The organism is Thauera sp. SDU_THAU2 (genome assembly GCF_038260575.1).
Lineage (GTDB): Bacteria > Pseudomonadota > Gammaproteobacteria > Burkholderiales > Rhodocyclaceae > Thauera.
Window position 1 is genome coordinate 2,229,946 of record NZ_JBBWUN010000003.1, and the last position, 20,591, is coordinate 2,250,536.

At 67.9% G+C, this 20,591-nt stretch carries 16 protein-coding genes and 1 pseudogene; 12 read left to right on the plus strand and 5 right to left on the minus strand.

The features are described 5' to 3' along the window. The first annotated feature begins 16 nt into the window (after positions 1-16). The 12 genes from gspD (at position 17) to AAFL97_RS11945 (ending at position 12,459) form a co-directional block, all read left to right on the plus strand. On the plus strand, positions 17-2,065 hold the full coding sequence (gene gspD / locus AAFL97_RS11890) for a type II secretion system secretin GspD (RefSeq protein ID WP_341645098.1): 2,049 nt from the start codon (positions 17-19) through the stop codon (positions 2,063-2,065). Between the two features lie 43 nt (positions 2,066-2,108). Continuing rightward, a complete protein-coding gene (gene gspE, locus AAFL97_RS11895; protein WP_341645099.1) occupies positions 2,109-3,563 on the plus strand; it encodes a type II secretion system ATPase GspE in 1,455 nt (484 codons plus the stop codon). Between the two features lie 13 nt (positions 3,564-3,576). Continuing rightward, on the plus strand, positions 3,577-4,779 hold the full coding sequence (gspF, locus tag AAFL97_RS11900; RefSeq protein ID WP_341645100.1) for a type II secretion system inner membrane protein GspF: 1,203 nt from the start codon (positions 3,577-3,579) through the stop codon (positions 4,777-4,779). A 2-nt stretch (positions 4,780-4,781) separates the two neighbouring features. Beyond that, the gene (gene gspG / locus AAFL97_RS11905; RefSeq protein WP_341645101.1) at positions 4,782-5,270 is read left to right on the plus strand and encodes a type II secretion system major pseudopilin GspG; all 489 of its coding nucleotides are present in this window, start codon (positions 4,782-4,784) and stop codon (positions 5,268-5,270) included. A 19-nt stretch (positions 5,271-5,289) separates the two neighbouring features. Next, positions 5,290-5,775 (plus strand): pilus assembly FimT family protein, encoded by a 486-nt coding sequence (locus tag AAFL97_RS11910; RefSeq protein WP_341645102.1) that lies wholly within the window; start codon positions 5,290-5,292, stop codon positions 5,773-5,775. Then, a complete protein-coding gene (gene gspI, locus AAFL97_RS11915; RefSeq protein ID WP_341645103.1) occupies positions 5,772-6,149 on the plus strand; it encodes a type II secretion system minor pseudopilin GspI in 378 nt (125 codons plus the stop codon). Before AAFL97_RS11910 ends, gspI begins: the two co-directional genes overlap by 4 nt. Next, entirely contained in the window at positions 6,146-6,721 is a 576-nt protein-coding gene (gene gspJ, locus AAFL97_RS11920) for a type II secretion system minor pseudopilin GspJ (RefSeq protein WP_341645104.1), read from the plus strand. Before gspI ends, gspJ begins: the two co-directional genes overlap by 4 nt. Then, positions 6,708-7,640: a type II secretion system minor pseudopilin GspK gene (gspK, locus tag AAFL97_RS11925; protein WP_341645105.1), complete on the plus strand. Its 933-nt coding sequence runs from the start codon at positions 6,708-6,710 to the stop codon at positions 7,638-7,640. The genes gspJ and gspK overlap by 14 nt, the downstream gene beginning before the upstream one ends. Before the next feature lie 49 nt (positions 7,641-7,689). Then, the gene (gene gspL / locus AAFL97_RS11930; protein WP_341645106.1) at positions 7,690-8,985 is read left to right on the plus strand and encodes a type II secretion system protein GspL; all 1,296 of its coding nucleotides are present in this window, start codon (positions 7,690-7,692) and stop codon (positions 8,983-8,985) included. A gap of 159 nt (positions 8,986-9,144) precedes the next feature. Next, positions 9,145-9,627 carry a type II secretion system protein GspM gene (gene gspM, locus AAFL97_RS11935; protein ID WP_341645107.1) on the plus strand — a complete coding sequence of 161 codons (483 nt, stop codon included), beginning with the start codon at positions 9,145-9,147 and terminating at the stop codon, positions 9,625-9,627. Then, the gene (gene gspN, locus AAFL97_RS11940) at positions 9,627-10,385 is read left to right on the plus strand and encodes a type II secretion system protein N (protein ID WP_341645108.1); all 759 of its coding nucleotides are present in this window, start codon (positions 9,627-9,629) and stop codon (positions 10,383-10,385) included. Before gspM ends, gspN begins: the two co-directional genes overlap by 1 nt. Before the next feature lie 118 nt (positions 10,386-10,503). Continuing rightward, positions 10,504-12,459, plus strand: a complete 1,956-nt coding sequence (locus tag AAFL97_RS11945) for a PhoX family protein (RefSeq protein ID WP_341645109.1) — start codon at positions 10,504-10,506, stop codon at positions 12,457-12,459. 263 nt (positions 12,460-12,722) lie between these two features. Here AAFL97_RS11945 and AAFL97_RS11950 read toward each other — a convergent pair whose 3' ends face one another. From AAFL97_RS11950 to AAFL97_RS11970, 5 genes and pseudogenes are all read right to left on the minus strand, one after another. Further along, a complete protein-coding gene (locus AAFL97_RS11950; protein WP_341645110.1) occupies positions 12,723-13,649 on the minus strand; it encodes a DUF4351 domain-containing protein in 927 nt (308 codons plus the stop codon). Between the two features lie 84 nt (positions 13,650-13,733). Then, positions 13,734-14,846 (minus strand): cell division protein ZapE, encoded by a 1,113-nt coding sequence (gene zapE / locus AAFL97_RS11955; RefSeq protein WP_341645111.1) that lies wholly within the window; start codon positions 14,844-14,846, stop codon positions 13,734-13,736. Between the two features lie 85 nt (positions 14,847-14,931). Further along, positions 14,932-16,356 (minus strand): dihydrolipoyl dehydrogenase, encoded by a 1,425-nt coding sequence (gene lpdA / locus AAFL97_RS11960; RefSeq protein WP_341645112.1) that lies wholly within the window; start codon positions 16,354-16,356, stop codon positions 14,932-14,934. Between the two features lie 83 nt (positions 16,357-16,439). Further along, entirely contained in the window at positions 16,440-17,633 is a 1,194-nt protein-coding gene (gene odhB, locus AAFL97_RS11965) for a 2-oxoglutarate dehydrogenase complex dihydrolipoyllysine-residue succinyltransferase (RefSeq protein WP_341645113.1), read from the minus strand. 37 nt (positions 17,634-17,670) lie between these two features. Next, positions 17,671-20,522 (minus strand): annotated as a pseudogene (locus AAFL97_RS11970) (2-oxoglutarate dehydrogenase E1 component). Between the last annotated feature and the right edge of the window lie 69 nt (positions 20,523-20,591).

The window sequence follows — 20,591 nt, forward strand, 5'->3', positions numbered from 1 at the left end:
GACATGCTGTCTGTGCGTGCTGTCGCTGCACGCCGCCGCGGCCTGGCCGCAGGCTGCCGGCGAACCGGTCTCGCTCAATTTCCAGAACGCCGACATCGACGACGTGATCCATGCGATCGGACGCCTGACCGGGCACAACTTTCTGATCGATCCGCGCGTCAAGGGCAAGCTCAACATCGTCACCAATACCCCGATCGCGCGCGAACTCAGCTATCCCATCCTGCTGTCGGCACTGCGCCTGCAGGGCTTCACCGCGGTGGAAGGCGAAGGCGTGATCAAGATCGTGCCCGAAGCCGATGCCAAGCAGCACGCCGCGCCGGTGTCCGCCGCCCGCCGCGGCAGCCAGGGCGCCCGCGGCGACCGCCTGGTGACCCAGGTCTTCCCGCTCAAGTTCGAATCCGCCGCGCAAATGGTCGGTGTCGTACGGCCGCTGGTGTCGCCCAACAACACCGTCACCGCCTTCGCCTCGAACAACACGCTGGTGGTCACCGACTACGCATCGAACATCGAGCAGATCGCCGCGGTGATCTCCTCCATCGACGTCAGCCAGAGCGACGTCGCGGTGTTCGAGCTGCAACACGCCGCGGCGATCGATCTCGCCCCCATCCTGACCCGGCTGCTGGGCGAACAGGGCGGCGCTGGCCAGCAGGGCGGGCCGGACGGACCGCGCATCATGGCCGAGCCGCGCAGCAACGCCCTGTTGGTCCGGGTGGACAACCCCAGCCGCCTCAGTTCGATCCGCCAGTTGATCGCCTCGCTCGATCGCCCCGGCGCAGGCGCCAACATCCACGTCGTCTATCTGCGCAATGCCGACGCCCGCCAGGTCGCGGCGACGCTGAACGCCGCGCTCGCCGGCGAGGCTCGCACCGGCACGGACGGCGCAAGCGGCACCACGCCGCTGACACGCAGCACAGCCACCGAAGCGGATGGCGGCCTCACCACCGGCGCAGGCCTGGCAACGGCCGCCGGCCAGCGCAGCGCCCCGCTCCAGGGCGAAAGTTCCGGCGCGGTGCAGGCCGATCCGATCAACAACGCGCTGATCATCAATGCGCCGGATGCGATCTACCGCAACCTGCGCCAGGTCATCGACCAGCTCGACCGCCGCCGCGCACAGGTCTATATCGAAGCCCTGATCGCCGAGATCTCCACCGAACGCGCCGCCGAGTTCGGCCTGCAATGGATCGGCGCCGGATCGTCCGGCAGCGGCAGCAACGCGGTCGGCATCATCGGCGGCACCGCCTTCGGCAGCGGCGGCAACAACCTGCTGCAGCTGATCGGCAGCAGCGCCAGTGGCGGCACGCCCAGCCTGCCCGGCAACGGCCTCAACATCGCGATCGGCGGCGGCCGGGTCAACATCCCCGGCATCGGCGAAGTGTTCAGCCTCGGCGTGCTGGCGCGCTTCCTCGAGAACGAGGTCAGCGCCAACATCCTGTCCACGCCGAACATCGTCACGCTCGACAACGAGGAAGCCAAGATCGTCGTCGGCCGCAACCTGCCCTTCGTGACCGGCCAATACACCAACACCGGCGGCGGCACGACGCCGGCCAACCCCTTCCAGACCATCGAGCGCCGCGACGTCGGCCTCACGCTGCAGGTGCGGCCGCAGATCTCCGAAGGCGGCTCGATCCGGCTGCAGATCTACCAGGAAGCCTCGGCCCTGCTCGGCAGCGCCGAAGCCGCCAACGGCCCGGTCACCACCAAGCGTTCGATCGAATCGATGGTGCTGGTCGACGACGGTTCGATCATCGCCCTCGGCGGCCTGGTCGAGGACAGCTATTCCGGCGGCGAGGAAAAGGTGCCGGTGCTCGGCGACCTGCCGGTCGCCGGCAGCCTGTTCCGCTACAACACGCGCAAGCGCAGCAAGACCAACCTGGTGGTGTTCCTGCGCCCGGTGATCCTGCGCGACCGCGACAGCTATGCCGCGCTGAGCCAGTCGCGCTACGACTACGTGATCGGCCAGCAGCGTGCGAGCGCGACGGCCGACGAGTCGATGCGCGGCGAACCGGCGCCGCCCGAGCTGCCGCCGATCGTCGAGGCGCGGATCACCCGGTGGCCGAACTGCTGATCCGACCCGCACCGATCGGCAGCGCCGGCACGGACGAACAGCAATGAGCAGCGCCGCGCCGCTGCCCTACGGCTTCGCCCGCAGCCACGGCGTGCTGGTCTGCGCCCTGCATGCCGACCATGCCGAAGTCGCGCTGCGCGAGGATGCCGGTCTCGGCGCGCTGGCCGAAGCGCGGCGCGTGCTCGCGCTACCGCTGAAGTTCCACACCCTCGCCCGCGCCCAGTTCGACGCCCAGCTCGCCGAGACCTACGGCAACGGCGAGCGCAACGCCGCCGAAGTCGTCGCCGACGTCGGCCAGGAAGTCGATCTCGAGCAGTTGATGACCGAGATGCCGGCGGTCGAAGACCTGCTCGACAGCCAGGACGATGCCCCGATCATCCGCATGATCAACGCGCTGCTGGCGCAGGCGGTGCGCGACCGCGCCTCGGACGTGCACATCGAACCCTACGAGCAGGCTTCGGTGGTGCGGCTGCGCCGCGACGGCGTGCTGCAGGACATCGCCCACCCGCACCGCGGCCTGCATGCGGCGATGGCCTCGCGCATCAAGATCATGGCCAACCTGGACATCGCCGAAAAGCGCCTGCCGCAGGATGGCCGCATCGGCCTGCGCCTGGCCGGCAGGCAGATCGACGTGCGGGTATCGACGCTGCCGACCACCCACGGCGAACGCCTGGTGCTACGCCTGCTGGACAAGTCCGCAGGCCAGCTCGGCCTCGATGCCCTCGGCATGGATGGCGGCACCGAAGCCGCCTTCCAGGACCTGCTCGCCCAGCCGCACGGCATCCTGCTGGTCACCGGCCCCACCGGCTCGGGCAAGAGCACCACGCTGTACGCCGCGCTGCGCACGCTCGACGCCAGCCGCCTGAACATCGTCACCGTCGAGGATCCGGTCGAGTTCGACCTGCCCGGCGTCGGCCAGATCCAGGTCAACCCGCGCATCGAACTCGATTTCGCCCGCGCGCTGCGCGCCATCCTGCGCCAGGACCCGGACGTGATCATGATCGGCGAGATCCGCGACCTGGAGACCGCGCGCATCGCGGTGCAGGCCAGCCTGACCGGCCACCTGGTGCTGGCGACGCTGCACACCAACGACGCCCCGTCGGCGGTGACGCGCCTGATCGACATGGGTGTCGAGCCCTTCCTGCTCGCCTCCACGCTGCGCGGCGTGCTGGCCCAGCGCCTGGTGCGCAAGCTGTGCCCGGTCTGCAGGGCGCCGGACACGCTCGCCGCCACGGAGACGAGCGATGCATCCACACGCTGGCGCGCGCAAGGCTGCAGCCAATGCGGCAACGGCGGCTACCGCGGCCGCATCGGCATCTACGAGCTGATGCGGGTCGACGGTCAACTCGAGGCCCTGATCCACGACGGCCGCCAGGAAGCCGAACTGCGCCGCGCCGCCCGTGCTGCCGGCGCGCGTTCGCTGGTGGACGACGGCATGCGCCACGTGCGGACCGGCACCACCTCGCTCGACGAACTGCAGCGCGTGATGCGCGACTGAGAGGGCCTCAGGCATGGCCGCATTCCAGTACCGCGCCCTCGACGGCACCGGCCGCGAGCAGCGCGGCGTGATCGAAGCCGAGAGCCCGCGCGCCGCACGCGCCGCGCTGCGCGAACGCGGCCTCGCGCCGCTGCAAGCCGACCCGGTCGGCAGCGGCACGAGCAGCAGCGCCAGGGGCGCCCGTCTGCCGGCCGCCGAACTGACGCTGCTGTCGCGCCAGTGGGCCACGCTGCTGGCGTCGGGGCTCACCGCCGAACATGCGCTGGCGGCGCTGATCGAGCAGGCCGAGCAGGAAGCGGCACGGCGGATCCTGGCCGGCGTGCGCAGCGAGATCGTCGCCGGCCACAGCCTCAGCGCCGCGCTCGAACGCTTTCCCAGGGCCTTTCCGCCGCTGTACCGCGCCTCGGTCGCCGCCGGCGAACGCTCCGGCGAGCTGCCGCGCGTGATGATGCAGCTTGCCGACCATCTCGAACAAAGCGAGGCGCTGCGGCGCAAGACGCTGCAGGCGCTGATCTACCCGGTGCTGGTGGCCGTCGTCGCGCTGGCGATCGTCATCGCGCTGATGGTCTGGGTGGTGCCGCAAGTGGTCGGCGTATTCGAGCAGAGTCGCCAGAGCCTGCCGCCGCTGACGCGGATCATGATTGCGCTGTCCGCCTTCATCCAGCAGTACGGCGCGCTGCTCGCCGCCGCCGTGGGCGCGCTAGGCCTTGTCTTCGCGACCGCACTGCGCAAGCCGGCCTTCCGCCTGCGCGTCGACCACCTGCTGCTGCGCCTGCCGCTGATCGGCCACCACCTGCGCACACTGGACGCCGCTCGCTTCGCCAGCACCCTGTCCATCCTCGTCGGCAGCGGCGTGCCGCTGCTGGCCGCGCTCGAAGCCGGCGGCCGCGTGGTGCAGCGCATCCCGCTGCGCCAGGCAATCGCCAGCGCCGCCGGCAGGGTGCGCGAAGGCGTCGGCCTGTCGCGCGCGCTGGCCGCAACCCGCGCCTTCCCGCCGCTGCTGCTGCACATGATCGCCAACGGCGAAGCCACCGGCCAGATCGCGCCGCTGCTCGACAAGGCCGCCCGCCTGCAGCAGCAGGAACTCGAATCCCGCACCGCGACGCTGACCAGCCTGATCGAACCCGCCCTGCTGCTGCTGATGGGCGCGGTCGTGCTGCTGATCGTGCTCGCGGTGATGCAGCCGATCATCGAAATCAACACCTTGATGAGGTAAACATGTCCACCGCCACCCCAAATTTCGTCGTCGACTCGGCCCCACATCGTCCTTCGGCCCCGAGCTTCCATCGTCCCCACTTACCGCGCGGCTTCACGCTGATCGAAGTCATGATCGTGATCGTCATCCTCGGCGTGCTGGCCGCGCTGGTGGTGCCGCGGGTCATGAGCCGGCCGGACGAGGCGCGCGTCGTCGCCGCCCGCCAGGACATCGCCTCGCTGATGCAGGCGCTGAAGCTCTACAAGCTCGACAACCGCCGCTACCCGAGCACCGAGCAAGGACTGGGCGCGCTGGTCACGCGGCCGACCGTCGCGCCGCTGCCGGACAACTGGAAGCCCTACGTCGAGCGCCTGCCGGCCGACCCCTGGGGCAATCCCTACCAGTACCTCAACCCGGGCATCAACGGCGAAGTCGACGTCATGAGCCTGGGCGCGGACGGCCGCAGCGGCGGCGAAGGCTTCGATGCCGACATCGGCTCCTGGCAGCCCTGAGCGTTACCGTCGCTCCACCATGCGCAGGCAGCACGGCTTCACGCTGGTCGAACTGATGGTGACCCTGCTGGTGCTCGGCATCGCGGTCGGCGGTGTCGGCCTGATGGTCGACAGCGTGCACGCGCGCGACCCGCAGGCGGCCGTCGGACATCTGCGCCGTGCGCTGGAGAACGCCGCAGCGCGGGCGGAAATCCGCGGCCGTCGGCTGGCGCTCGAGTTCACCGTCGACGGCTACCGTTTCGTCGAGCTCGACCGCCATGGCGAATGGCGCCCGCTGGAGACCGATGCGACGCTGGCACCCAAGCGTCTGCCCGAGGGCCTGGACTGGGCAGGCCTGCACATCGACGGCAAGCACGCCTTCGAATCGCCCTTGCAGCACCGCATCGTCTTCGGCAGCCGGCCGCCGCGCTACCGCCTGCAACTGCGCCACGGCAGCACGCTGCACACGCTCGACGGCGATATGACCGGCCGCGTGCGGCACAGCACCGCCCGGCCGCCGGCATGAAAACGATGAGACATCCCGCCGCCGGTTTCACCCTGCTCGAAACCCTGGTCGCACTCGCCATCGTCGCCCTCGCGCTGACCGCGGCGACACGCGCGATGGGCGGCACCGTCGCCGCCGCCGGCAGCCTGCGCGAGCATACGCTGGCGGCCTGGGTGGCCGAGAATCGCCTCGCCGAACTGCGTGCCGGCCAGATTTGGCCGTCGATCGGCCAGCGCCGCGGCGAGAGCCCGATGGGCGGGCAGCGCTACCGCTGGACCGAAACGGTCAGCGGCACGCCGAATCCGCTGTTCCGCCGCGTGAAAATCGAGGTTCACGCGACCGACGGCACCCCGCTGGCAAGCATGACCGGCTTCGCCGTGAGGCCGCCGCGATGATCACCACGACCGACGCGCAACGCGGCCTGACCCTGATCGAAGTGATGGTCGCGCTGGCCGTGTTCGCGGCGCTGGGCATGCTGACCTGGAAAGCCACCAGCCAGCTTGCCGATGCGCGCCAGCACGTCGGCGCCGAGTTCGAACGCTGGAACGCAATTTCCAACGCTGCCCATCGCATCGGCAACGAACTGCAGCAGATCGTGCCGGCAGCCGGCGCGCTGCGCCTGGACGCTGGCGGCGCGACGGGCCGTGCCTCCGGCATGAGCGGCGGACTGGATTTCACCGTGCCGGCGGGGCAGGACGGCCTGCCCGCTCGCGCCCGCTTCATGCTGACGGAGCGCAGGCTCGAATGGTGGCTGTGGGACGGCAGCCGCCCCGCCGAGGCGCCCGAGCGGCTGGCGCTGCTGGACGAAGTCGATGCCGTGCGCTGGCGCTTCCTGCACGCGGGCCGCTGGCACGACAGCTGGCCACCGCGGGACGATCCCGCCGCACCACCGCTTCCCGCCGCGGTCACGCTGGAACTGGATCTGCCCGATGCCGGCACGCTGCTGCGGACCTATGCGCTGCGCTGAGCGATCGCGCCAGCGCGGCGCCGCCATCATCCTCGCGCTGCTTGCCGCGAGTCTGGCGGCGATGCTAGCGGCGGCCGCACTCGCCGATTTCGGCCACGCCTACGACATCCACGCCGGCCGTCACGAGCAGGCCCAGTCGCGCCAGCTCGCGCTCGGCGCGGTGGACTGGGCGCGCAGCGTGCTGGCCCAGGACGGGCGCAACAGCAGCAGCGACCACCCCGGTGAAGCCTGGGCGATACGGATTCCGCCGACGCCGATCGACGGCGACCCCGGCGCAGGCATCGTCGGCGGCCACATCAGCGAGTTGTCGGGACGCTTCGACCTCAATGCGCTGCACCCCTCGCGGCGCCTGCACGGCGCTGCACGAACACATTGCGAACGGCTGTTCGCCCTCGTGCTCGGCGATGCAGGCGCGGCTGCGCGCTTGGTGCACGCGGTCGACGCCCACCTGCGCACACCGCCTCCCTCAACGGAAACAAACACCTCTGCGGACGCCGGCGCGGCAGCCCGGCACGGCCCGCTGCTGACCACCGTGGATGAACTGCTGCGCCTGCCGGGCTTCGACGCCGACATTCTCGCCGCGCTGTCGCCGCATGTCGCTGCGCTGCCCGCGAGCGCACCGGTCAACGCCAATACCGCCACGCCGGAAGTACTCGCCGCGGTGGTCGAGGGCCTGCCTCTCGACCAGGCCCGCCTGCTCGCCGCCGAGCGCGAGCGCATCTGGTATCGCAATCCCGGCGATTTCCGCGCCCGCCTCGGCGAAGGCGCGGTGCCACCCGGGCGCGAGGTGCTCGACGTACGCAGCCGCTACTTCCGCGTCGACATCCACGCCGCCTACGGCGAGGCCGTCACCCGCCTGCATGCGCTGCTCGACCGCGAACGGAACTGGCCGACTCTTCTCTGGTACCGCTACGAATGAAATCCCGCCTCACGCTGCTGATCCCCGAACACTGGCCACGCATACCCGAATGCGAGTGGCGCCTGAGCATGCGCGACGGCAGCAGCCAGCACGGCCGCAGCGCCCCCGGCACTGGCCGGCGGCGGACGAACATGTCGCCATCCTCGACGGCGCCCAGACCCGGCTGCTGAGCATCACCGTGCCGCCGGGCAAGCGCAAGGACCGCCCGGCGCTGATCGCCTATGCACTCGAAGCCCGGCTGGCGCGCGACGTCGACCACGAGCACGTCACCGTCATCGCCGAATCCTCGGGCAGCGGCGCCGCGACCAGCGAAAATACAGGCGATGCGACGAACGGCAGCAGCAATCCGGCTGCACGGCGGCTCGAGCTGCTGGTGGTCGATGCCGCCCGCCTGCGCCAGATCTGCGCCCAGTTCGATGCCCTCGAACGGCCCTTGCAGCGCGCGGTGAGCATCTTCGACTGCCTCGCGGCCAGCGCCGAATGCTGGCAACTGGCAAGCGGCGACGGCTGCAGCATGGCGCTGCGCACCGGCGGCAGCGACGCGATCGCCATCGATCTGCCGCCTCCCGGCCCTGCCTCCGTCGATGAACATGGGCAGGCGGGAAGCGGCGAGGATGAAAAGAACGGCGGCAGCGACGACGGGCGGACGGCGGCGATCGCCGACTTGCTGGCCCTCGCCCTCGCCGACCCGGGCAGCCGCATGCCGCAGCGTATCGAACTCGCCTTCGTGCCGCCGCTGCCGCCGGCCTGTTGCGACACCCTCGCCCGACGCACCGGCATCGGCATGCAGCCCATCGATTTCGCTGCGGTATGGGCACGCAGCGCACGGGCGCATACGCTGCTGCACGGCAGCTTCGCACCCAAGGCCGGCCCTGGCGCCGGCTTGTGGGCCCGGCTGCGCTGGCCGGCACTCACCGCCGCTGGCGCCTTGGCACTTGCCGGCATCGCCACGATTGCCGGCCTGTTCGCCGACCGGACCGAGCTCGCCCGGCTGGAGCAACGCCAGGCACGGGTGTTTGCCGGTGCCCTGCCCGGCATGCCCGCCGTCGCGCCGGCACGCCAGCTTCAGCGCGCCTTGCGCGATGCACGCCGCCTGCAGGGCGAACTGGCCGAAAACGACATGCTGTCGATGCTCGGCGCCGTCGTCGACGCAAGCGGCACCCTGCCCACCGCCTTCAGCTACCGCGATCGAGGCCTGAGCGTCGACCTGCCGGCCACGCCCTCCGCCACACCCGGCACCGCTTCCCCGTCGAACCCGGCACTCGGCACACGTCTCGTCCGGCGCGGCTTCACGGTGGAAGCGGAAGGCGACGGCCAACGGCTGAGGCTATCTCCGGCCCCTTGACTCCATGTCTTTTCCGGCCCTCCCCTCCCCGGTTTCCATCACTCGGCTCCGCTCCCGGCCCGCTGCATCGATGCAGTTCCTTGCCGCCCAGCCCGTGATCGCCGCCCCGGCAACATTCCATCCGATCCCGATACCGCCTGAGCCCACATGAAAACCCTGATGACTTTCGCTCCCGCCGAACGCTGCCGCATGATCGTGCAGCGCCTGTCTCCACGCGAACGGCGCGCCCTGCGAGCCGCCCTCGCCGTCGTGCTGGCGGCGGTCCTGCTGCTCGGTACCGAAAGCCTGCTTGCCGAACGAGCACGCCTGGATCGCCAGCTTCCGCTGCTCGCCGAAAGCCTCGTGCGCATGGAGCGCGATGCAGCCGAACTCGCCCGGCTGCGCCAGGCGCCGCGCACGCTCGCCGTGGCCGATGCCGCGCTGCTGGGCGCCAGCGCCGCTTCGCGCGGCCTCGAAGTCGACATCGAAGCCGGCGGCGACCAGGCTTTCCATATCGCCGGCCACGCTGCTCTCCCCCTCCTGCTGCCCTGGCTGGGAGAAATCCACGCCGAATACGGCCTGCGGGTCGCGGAGATGCAGTTCGACGGCGCTGCGGGCGGCCGCTACACCGCCGTGCTCGACCGCGACGGCATGGCGCGCTGATGCGGGCCCTGGCCTCTTCCCCGGCCTTGCGCGCACTGTGCCTGACGGGCCTGGTGCTGGGCTTCGCCATCACCTGCGCACCGGCCTCGCTGCTGGATCGCGGCCTGGCGCGGGCGAGCGAAGGCCGCCTCCGCCTGAGCGCCGGCCACGGCACCTTGTGGCACGGCAACGGCCTGCTGGCCGAACGCGTGGCCGGACATTTCAACCCCTGGGTGGATGTCGCCTGGCGCTTCGATTTCGGCGGGCTATGGCGCGGCCGCATCGCGCTTGCGCTCGCCATCGACGGCCAGGCGCCCGTCCGACTGCTCGTCTCTCCGCGCGGTTTCGACCTCGAGCTGCCCGGCACCAGCCTGCCGCTGGCACCGCTGGTGCGGACACTGCCCCATCCGGCCGCCCGCCTCGGCTGGGACGGCAAGCTGCATGCCCGCGGCAGGCTGGAAGACTGCGACCGGGCGCTCGCTTGCGTCGGCCGGCTGCAGCTCAGCGTGGACGCCTTGTCGCTGGACGTGCTGCCGGATGCACGGCTGGGGCACTACCGGCTCGACGCCCAGGCCAGCGCCGGCAGCCTGCGGCTCGTTCTGGCCAGTGACGAACACAACCGCTTGAACGCCAGCGGCGAGGCCGAAGTGATGCCGGGCGGACGCAGCAAGGGCGGGATCACCCTCGATGGCGAGCGCGAGCTGGTACGCCAGATCGCTGCGATGACTGCCGACCTCGCGCGCCCGGCGCCGGACGGCGCTCTGAGATTCATCTGGTGAGCTGCCGCGCGCCGATATGGAAGCGCGGCACACACCGGTAAGGAAAGCTTCACGGTGCCGTAACGCGGCATCACCAGAATCCTCGCTCGCTGGATCCCAACCTGGAGAAATGAAGCCAATGAACAAGCTTGAAATGCTCGAAGACCTGCCGAGCAACACTTCCGACAACGAGCACTTCCAGGCCGTCGTCGAACGCGCCGTCAGCCGCCGCGGCTTCCTGAAGAGCGGATTGGGGCTGTCGGCCGCCGTCTTCCTGGCCGGTTCGCTGACAGCCTGTAACAGCGATGACGACGACGATGACGACGTCGCCGAAACCCCGCAGGAACCGGCCTCGCTGCTGGGCTTCCAGGCGATCCCGATCTTCACCGGCGACGACGTGCGCATTGCCGCCGGCTATACCGCCACCGTGTTCGCACCCTGGGGCACACCGCTGTTCGCCGGCGACCCGGCATGGCAGAACGGCCGCGACGATGCCGCCGCCCAGGCCCGCCAGGTCGGCGACAACCACGACGGCATGCACTTCTTCCCGCTGACCGAAGGCAACAGCGACGAAGGCCTGCTGGTGATGAACCACGAATACGTCACCACCAGCGGCGCCGCGACCTACACTTGGCTGTTCGGCACCCAGGACACCACGATCACCACGCTCGACCAGGCCAACAAGGCCATCAACGCGCACGGCGTGTCGGTGATCCACATCGCCAAGAATGCCGCGGGCAAGTGGGAGATCAAGCTCGGCTCGCGCTACAACCGCCGCATCACCGCCGCCACGCCGATGCGCCTGACCGGCCCTGCGGCCGGCGATACGCTGCTGCAGACCAGCGCCGATCCCAGCGGCACCATCGCGCTGGGCACCTTCAACAACTGCGGCAACGGCTGGACGCCGTGGGGCACCTACCTCGCCTGCGAGGAGAACTTCAACACCTACTTCGGCACCACCATCGCCGGCGACGGCCGCAGCGCCGCGCAAAAGCGCTACGGCCTGTCCTCCGGCGCCACCGCCTACGGCTGGGAGCTGTTCCACGACCGCTTCGACTACAAGAAGGAGCCGAACGAATGCAACCGCTTCGGCTGGATCGTCGAAATCGACCCCTTCGATGCCGAATCGACGCCGAAGAAGCGCACCGCGCTCGGCCGCATCAAGCACGAGAACGCCGCCTACCGCATCGCCGCGGACGGTACCGTGGTGATCTACATGGGTGACGACCAGGCGGACGACTACATCTACAAGTTCGTCTCCGACGGCAAGTACGTGGCCGGCGACCAGCGCAACAACGCCAACCTGCTCGACTCGGGCAAGCTCTACGTGGCGAAATTCAAGTCTGGCGCGGTCAGCGGCGACTTCATGGGCGATGGCGAATGGGTGCTGCTCGACCGCAATGCCACGCCGGAACTGGCCGGTTTCGCCAACCAGGCCGAGGTGCTGATCCACGCCCGCCTCGCCGGCGACGCGGTCGGCGCGACCAAGATGGACCGCCCCGAATGGGTCGCGGTGCATCCGGACAGCGGCGAAGTCTATGTCACGCTGACGAACAACTCGGGCCGCAGCGTCACCGACGAAGCCAACCCGCGCGCGCAGAACCGCTACGGCCAGATCGTGCGCTGGCGCGAAACCGGCAACGACCCGAAGGCGACCGCATTCGAATGGGACATCTTCGTGCTCGCCGGCAACCCGGTGAAATACACCGACCGCAACGAGTTGAAGTCCGGCTCGGCCAACGTCACCGCCGACAACACCTTCAACAGCCCCGACGGCCTCGGCTTCGATCCGGACGGCCGGCTGTGGATCCAGACCGACGGCAACTACAGCAACGCCGGCGAGTACGAAGGCCAGGGCAACAACCAGATGCTGTGCGCCGATCCGGTCAGCAAGGAAATCCGCCGCTTCTTCGTCGGCCCGAAGGAGTGCGAGGTGACCGGCCAGAGCTTCACCCCGGACGGCAAGACGATGTTCATCAACATCCAGCACCCGGGCGAGGACGGCGACAGCCACTGGCCGGACGGCGGCAGCTCGGTGCCACGCTCGGCGACCATCATCATCACCAAGGATGACGGCGGCGTGATCGGCAGTTGAGGGTAAGCAGTGACCCACCATGCCGGGTCACTGTCGTAAACCGCTCTCGCAAACAAAACGCCCGGTACCTCGATGGTTCGGGCGTTTCCGCATCCACAGTCCGAACTGCTGCTGCGCCTGCTCCCGATATGGCGCCCCGCGGTGGCGCCGTTTTTTATCCATCGCAGCACAATCGCCGCCAATCGATCAGCGCCACCATGGAAAACGCCGGGACAGCCTTGCAGCCGCCCCGGCGTTTTCTTCCGCGCCATCGATCGAAAAGTTCAAGCCCCCGGCTCGAACACCTCCGCCAAGGTACGCGCATCGAGAATATTTTCGGCCCATTGCTCCAGCTCCGCTGGCGTCGCTTTCTGTAAGCGTTCGCTCGTCGCCGTGTCGAGCAAGCCAAAACGACGGGTGAGTTGCCGGGTCAACACGGCAAGCTCGCCCTTCTGCATGCCTTGCAGGATGCCCTGTTCGATCCCTTGTTGCATACCTTCGCTACGCACGCGTTCGCTCCAGGTCATCATGGTCTGCTTCTCCTGCGGGTATCGTTCGGCAAAAAGCTCGCGTTCATTATCAGTAAGTCGGCTGTAGATGTCGATGAAGTCCATGTATTTGAGGCGTTTTTCCATGTCCGGTTCCAACTCGAGCAAACCATGGAAAGCCCAGGCGAAAACGTCGACGATGGCCTGCCGCGAATAAGCCATGTTGGGCAGATTGAGCCGGGCAACGATATTGTTGCTGTCGCGAAACTGCTCGGCCGGCATCTCGTTCAGAATGCAGAACAGGTAGCGGAACGACAGGAAGGCATGGTTCTCACTGCCCAGTTCCAGCCGCTTGCGGATACGCGCATCACCGCGCAGGAAAACCACCACCGGCACCACGCGATCGGTCTTGCACAGTTCGGCCAGATCGAGGCAGTAATGGCCGAGCCGGTGGATGGAGAAGCGTGCTGGATCGCTTTCCTCTTCCAGCACGAACAGCAGCGCCTCTCTGCGGCCGTCGGGCCACTCCACCAGCAAGGGCACGTCCAGTTCGTGAAAGCGGTCGCCGAGGCGGTTCTTCAGTTGCTCCTGACGGATCGGCATGATCCGCACCGACTCGTCCAGATGCACCACTTCGTCTGGCGCGAAAAACGCCAGCGCCTGACGCGGATAGTCGAGGATCAGATTCTTGAAGTTCTGGTCATGGCTGGTGGGGACAGACACGGCGGCATTCCGGCAGACAATGCCATCATCATCGACCCACACCCCGTCAATGTCAATATCATTTCCGGAGCGCTGCCGCAGTCTTCATTCGACCCGGTGTGCCTCGGCCAGGTAGTCGCGCGTGCGCATCTCGATCAGGCGGCTGACGGTGCGCACGAACTCGTGCGCGTTCTGGCCTTCGTTATACAGCTCGTAGGCCGGCGCCTCGGCGCTGACGATGAGCTTGACGCGATGGTCGTAGAGCACGTCGATCAGCCAGGTCAGGCGCCGGGCCTCGGACGCGTCCGACGGCGACATCTTCGGCACCCGGGACAGCAGCAGCGTGTGATGCTCGCGCGCGATCTCGAGGTAGTCGTTCTGCGAGCGCGCACCGCGGCACAGGGTTTCGAAATCGAACCAGATCACCCCCGGCGCCTTGCGTACCACCTTCAGCCTGCGTTCGAGGATCTCGACTTCGCCGGTTTCGCCCGGCCCGCCGGCAAGGCGGACGAAATCCTCCTCGAGCTTGCGCTCGGCGGCCTCGTCGTGCGGCACCAGGAAGATTTCCAGCGCCTCCAGCGTGCGCAGGCGGTAGTCGGTGCCGTCATCGACCTCGAGGACATCGAAGTTCTTCTTGATGAACTCGATCGTCGGCAGGAAATTGATCCGCATCAGGCCGTTCGGATACAGGCCGTCGGGCGGGTAGTTGGTGGTCATCACGAAGATGACGCCGCGCGCGAACAGCGCCTCCAGCAGGCGGCCGAGGATCATCGCGTCGGCGATGTCGGAGACGTGGAATTCGTCGAAGCACAGCAGCCGGGTCTGCGCGGCGATGCGGTCGGCGACCTTCTGCAGCGGATCGGGCTCGTTGTTGAAGCGCTTGAGGTCGTTCTGCACTTCCTGCATGAAGGCGTGGAAATGCACGCGGCGCTTGCGCTGGTAGGGCACGCAGTCGAAGAAGCAGTCCATCAGGAAGCTCTTGCCGCGCCCCACACCGCCCCAGAAATACACGCTGCGCGGCATCTTCGGCCGTGCGAACAGCTTGCGCAGCGTGCCGCTGCGCGCCGCCTTGAAGCCTACCAGTTCGGTGTACAGCACTTGCAGGCGCTGCACCGCGCCACGCTGGGCGGGGTCGGACTTGAAGCCGCGCGCCTTGAGCTGCGCCTCGTAGGCGTCGATCATCCCGCGCTCGGGAACGTTGAGGGTGCGATGGGGCATGGGTGAAAGCGGAGGAGCTTGACGGGAAAAGGGGTGAGTGCGGGGCTGCCCCCCGCGTCTCACCCCTCATGGTGCTACAAGCCGATCAGAAGTGCAGCGGGCGCTTGTCGCAGGCCAGCGCCGCTTCGTGCACCACTTCCGACAGCGTCGGGTGGGCGTGGCAGATGCGCGCCAGGTCTTCGCTGCAGCCGGCGAACTCCATCGCCACCACGGCTTCGGAGATCAGCTCCGAGGCATTGGCACCGATGATGTGCACGCCGAGGATGCGGTCGGTGTTGGCGTCGGCCAGCATCTTGACGAAGCCGGTCGGGTCGCCCATGCCGAGCGCGCGGCCGTTGGCGAGGAAGGGGATCTTGCCGACCTTGTAGGCGACGCCCGCGGCCTTGAGCTGCTGCTCGGTCTTGCCGACCCAGGCAATCTCGGGGCTGGTGTAGATGACCCACGGCACGGTGTCGAAATTGCAGTGGCCGGCCTGGCCCGCCATCAGTTCGGCGACCATCACCGCCTCTTCCATCGCCTTGTGCGCCAGCATCGGGCCGCGCACCACGTCGCCCACCGCCCACACGCCGGGCAGGTTGGTGCGGCAGTGGTCATCGACTTCGATCATGCCGCGCTCGGTGATCTTCAGGCCGACGGCTTCCGGATTCAGCCCGGCGGTGTTCGGCACGCGGCCGACCGACACGATCAGGCGGTCGGCTTCGAGCTTCTGGTCGGCGCCGTCCTTGTCCTTGTAGTTGATCGTGACGCCTTTCTTGCCGACCTTGACCTCGCCGATCTGCACGCCGAGGTTGATCTTGAGGCCTTGCTTGGTGAAGACCTTCAGCGCTTCCTTGGCGACGTCCTGGTCGGCAGCGGCGAGGAAGTCGGGCATGGCTTCGAGCACGGTGACGTCCGCGCCGACGCGGCGCCATACCGAACCCATCTCGAGGCCGATCACGCCGGCGCCGATCACCGCGAGCTTCTTCGGCACGGCGTCGATGTCGAGCGCGCCGACGTTGTCGCAGACGATCTTGTTGTCGACCGGGATGCCCGGCAGATGGCGCGGCGCCGAACCGGTGGCGACGATGACCTGCTTGGCGACGATCAGCTCCTCGCCGACCTTGACGTGCCAGCCGGCATCGCCCTTGCCGGCGAAGGCGCCGTGGCCGTTCAGCAGCGTGACCTTGTTCTTCTTGAACAGACCCTTGATGCCGCCGGTGAGCTGGTCGACGATGCCGCTCTTGCGCGCGATCATCCTGGCGACGTCGATCTTGGGCGTGCCGACGCTGATGCCCTGGCTCTCGAAGCCGTGGCCGGCTTCCTCGAACAGGTGCGAGGTGTGCAGCAGCGCCTTGGACGGAATGCAGCCGACGTTCAGGCAGGTGCCGCCCAGGCGGGGCTCACCCTTGGGGTCGGCATAGGGATTGGATTCGCAACACGCGGTCTTGAAACCGAGCTGGGCCGCACGGATGGCCGCGACATAGCCGCCGGGGCCGCCGCCGATGACGAGGACGTCGAATTCTTGGGACATTCATCTCTCCTGCAGAAAAACGGGGCGCTGCCCCGCCGCGCGGGCCGAGACCCTGCGGTGGAACGCGCCCCTGTTCGTGTAGTTTAGACGTCGAGGATCAGGCGGGCCGGATCTTCCAGCGCCTCCTTCATCGTCACCAGGCCCAGCACGGCTTCGCGGCCGTCGATGATGCGGTGGTCGTAGGACATCGCCAGGTAGTTGATCGGACGGATCACGACCTGGCCGTTCTCGGCCACCGGGCGGTCCTTGGTGGCGTGGATGCCGAGGATCGCCGACTGCGGCGGGTTGATGATCGGGGTCGACATCATCGAGCCGAACACGCCGCCGTTGGAGATCGAGAAGGTGCCGCCGGACAGTTCTTCCAGCGACAGCTTGCCGTCCTTGGCCTTCTGGCCGAACTCGGCGATCTTCAGTTCGATATCGGCGATCGACATCGACTCGGCGTTGCGCAGGATCGGCACCACCAGGCCGCGCGGCGAGCCGACCGCGATGCCGATGTCGATGTAGCCGTGATAGACGATGTCGGTGCCATCGACCGAGGCGTTCAGGATCGGGTACTTCTTCAGCGCGGCCACGGCGGCCTTGACGAAGAAGCCCATGAAGCCCAGGCGCACGCCGTGCGCTTTCTCGAATTTGTCGCCGTACTGCTTGCGCAGCGCCATCACCGGCGCCATGTTCACTTCGTTGAACGTGGTCAGGATGGCGTTTTCGTTCTTCGACTGGATCAGGCGCTCGGCGATGCGGGCGCGCAGGCGGGTCATCGGCACGCGCTCTTCCGGACGGTCGCCGACGGCGGTGAGCACCGCGGGCGCAGGCGCGGCGGCAGCCGCCTTCGGCTGGGCGGCAACGGCATCGCCCTTGGTGACGCGGCCACCACGGCCGCTACCGGCAACATCGGCAGCGGCGATGCCCTTCTCGTCGAGGATCTTGCGCGCGGCCGGGCTCGCGGCGCCGGCGGCCGACGAACCGGCAGCCGCCGGCGGCGCGGTCACGGCCGGAACCGGTTCGGCGGCGGGTGCGGCACCGGCGGCAGCCTTGGCCTCGGTGTCGATGCGGGCGATCAACTCGCCCGAGGTCACGGTGTCGCCGTCGTTCTTGACGATCTCGACCAGCACGCCGTCGGCCGGCGCCGGCGTCTCGAGCACGACCTTGTCGGTCTCGATGTCGATCAGGTTCTCGTCGCGCGAGACGGCCTCGCCTGCCTTCTTGTGCCAGGACACGAGGGTGGCTTCGGAAACGGATTCGGAAAGCTGCGGTACTTTCACTTCGATCAGCATGGAGTTCTCTCCTGTTCGTTCTATCGGTTCTGGGACATCAGTTCGGCGATTGCGGCGTGGTGTCGCGGATCGGGCCGAAGGCGTTCTCGATGACGGCCTTCTGCTGCTCGTTGTGCTTGGCGTAGTAGCCCACCGCCGGCGAAGCCGAGGCCGGACGGCTGACCAGCAGCAGCTTGCGCTTGCCGAGCACGTTGACCAGGTGCTGACGCGAAGCGAGCCAGTACCAGGCCCCCTGGTTGCGCGGCTCTTCCTGGCACCAGACGACTTCCTTGGCGTTCGGGAACTGCTCGATCGCCTTGGCGAAGGCTTCCGCCGGGAAGGGATAGAGCTGTTCGACGCGCACCAGCGCGGTATCGGTGATGTTGTTGTCGCGGCGGTGTGCCAGCAGCTCGTAGTAGATCTTGCCCTGGCACAGCACCACGCGCTTGACCTTCTTCGGGTCGAGCTTCTCGACCTCCGGAATCACCGTCTGGAAGTGGCCGTTGGCCAGTTCGTCGATCGACGAGATCGCTTCCTTGTGGCGCAGCAGCGACTTCGGCGTGATGACGATCAGCGGCTTGCGCAGGCGGCGCACCATCTGGCGGCGCAGCAGGTGAAAGACCTGGGCCGGCGTCGTCGGTACCGCGATCTGCCAGTTGTTCTCGGCGGCGAGGCTGATGAAGCGTTCGGGACGGGCCGACGAGTGCTCCGGGCCCTGCCCTTCGTAGCCGTGCGGCAGCATCATCACCAGGCCCGACAGACGGCCCCACTTGGCCTCGCCCGAGCTGATGAACTGGTCGATGACGACCTGCGCGCCGTTGACGAAGTCACCGAACTGGGCTTCCCAGACGACGAGCTCGTTCGGCTCGGTGGTGGAGTAGCCGTATTCGAAGGCCAGCAAGGCCTCTTCGGACAGCACCGAGTCGAAGCACTGGAAGCGGGCCTGGCCGTCCTGGATGTGATCCAGCGGCTTCCAGGTGCCTTCGTCCCAGCGCTCGCGGCGCTGGTCGTGCAGCGCGGCATGGCGGTGGAAGAAGGTGCCGCGGTTGACGTCCTCGCCCGAGACGCGCACGCCGTAGCCCTGCGCGAGCAGGCTGGCATAGGCCAGGTTCTCGCCCATGCCCCAGTCGAGCGGCAGTTCACCGCGCGCCATCGCGGCACGGTCGTCGATGATCTTCTTGACCCGCGAGTGCAGCGCGAAGCCTTCGGGTACGGTGCTCAGGCGCTCGCCGAGACGCTTGATCTCCTGCACCGGAATGGCCGTGTCGGCCACGTCGGTGTAGGGCTGCTTCAGGAAGGGCGTCCAGTCCACCGAGAACTGGCGGTTGTGGCCCGACAGCACCGGGTTGTACAGCAGTTCGCCGCGGTCCAGGTGCTCGCGGTATTCGGCGATCATCTTCTCCGGGTCGTCCGCGCCGATGCTGCCTTCGGCCACCAGGCGGTCGGCGTAAAGCTTGCGCGTGCCCGGGTGCTTCTGGATGTTGCGATACATCAGCGGCTGGGTGACCATCGGCTCGTCCTGCTCGTTGTGGCCGAGCTTGCGGAAGCAGACGATGTCGACGACCACGTCCTTCTTGAACTCCTGGCGGAATTCGACCGCCAGCGCGGTGACGAAGGCCACCGCTTCGGGATCGTCGCCATTGACGTGGAAGATCGGCGCTTCGACCATCTTGAAGATGTCGGTGCAGTACAGCGAGGAGCGGTAGTCGCGCGGATCGGAAGTGGTGAAGCCGATCTGGTTGTTGACGACCAGGTGCACCGTGCCGCCCGTGCCGTAGCCGCGGGTCTGGGAGAAGTTGAGCATTTCCTGGTTGACGCCCTGGCCGGCGACGGCGGCATCGCCGTGGATCAGCACCGGCAGCACCTGGCCCTTGTCGGCATCGCCGCGGCGGATCTGGCGCGCGTAGACCGAACCGGCGACCACCGGGTTGATGATCTCCAGGTGGGACGGGTTGAAGGCCAGCGTCAGGTGCATCGGGCCGCCCGGCGTCATGACGTCGCTGGAGAAGCCCATGTGGTACTTCACGTCGCCCGCGGTCAGGTCGGCAGCGGCCTTGCCCTCGAACTCTGAGAACAGCATCGACGGCGACTTGCCCAGGGTGTTGACCAGCACGTTGAGACGGCCGCGGTGGGCCATGCCGATCACGGTTTCGGCGACGCCCAGGCTGCCGCCGACGCGGACGATCTCGTCCATCGCGACGATAGAGCTCTCGCCGCCTTCGAGCGAGAAGCGCTTCTGGCCGACGTAGCGGGTGTGCAGGTAGCGTTCGAGCGTTTCGGCGGCCGTGGTGCGTTCGAGGATGCGCTTCTTCACCTCGACGGAGAACTTCGGCGTGCCGCGCACGCTTTCCAGCCGGCTCTGGATCCAGCGCTTCTGCGTGATGTCGGAGATGTACATGTACTCCGAGCCGATCGAGCTGCAGTAGGTCTGGCGCAGGGCTTCGAGGATCTCGCGCAGGCTGGCGCGCTCGGTCGAGAAGCCGTGGAAGGAGCCGACGTTGAAATGATCTTCGACAGGTCGGCTTCGGTGAAGCCGTAGTAGGACGGTTCGAGCTCGGCGATCTGCGGGCGCTCGGTGCGCTTGAGCGGATCGAGATTGGCCCAGCGGTTGCCCAGGAAGCGATAGGCGTTGATCAGCTGCAGCACCGAAACCTGCTGCTTGTCCTCGCCGTCGCCGGCGACCACGGTGCGGACCGGACCACGCTTGGCCATCTGCTCGAAAGCCGCGATCACCGGACCGTGGGCGACGTCACGCGCCACGACACCGGGCTGGCTCTGCAGCTGGTCGAAATAGTTGCGCCATTCGTCCGAAACGGAGCTCGGGTCGGCAAGGTAATTCTCGTATTGCTCTTCGATGAACGGAGCGTTCGAGCCGAACAAATGCGAGGTCTGTTCGAGTTGCTTCATCATGATGAAAGCCACCTGTATTGTCTGTTGCGCTGCTTGCAGGTAATGCGGTGATCGGAGAAACCGTCGAGC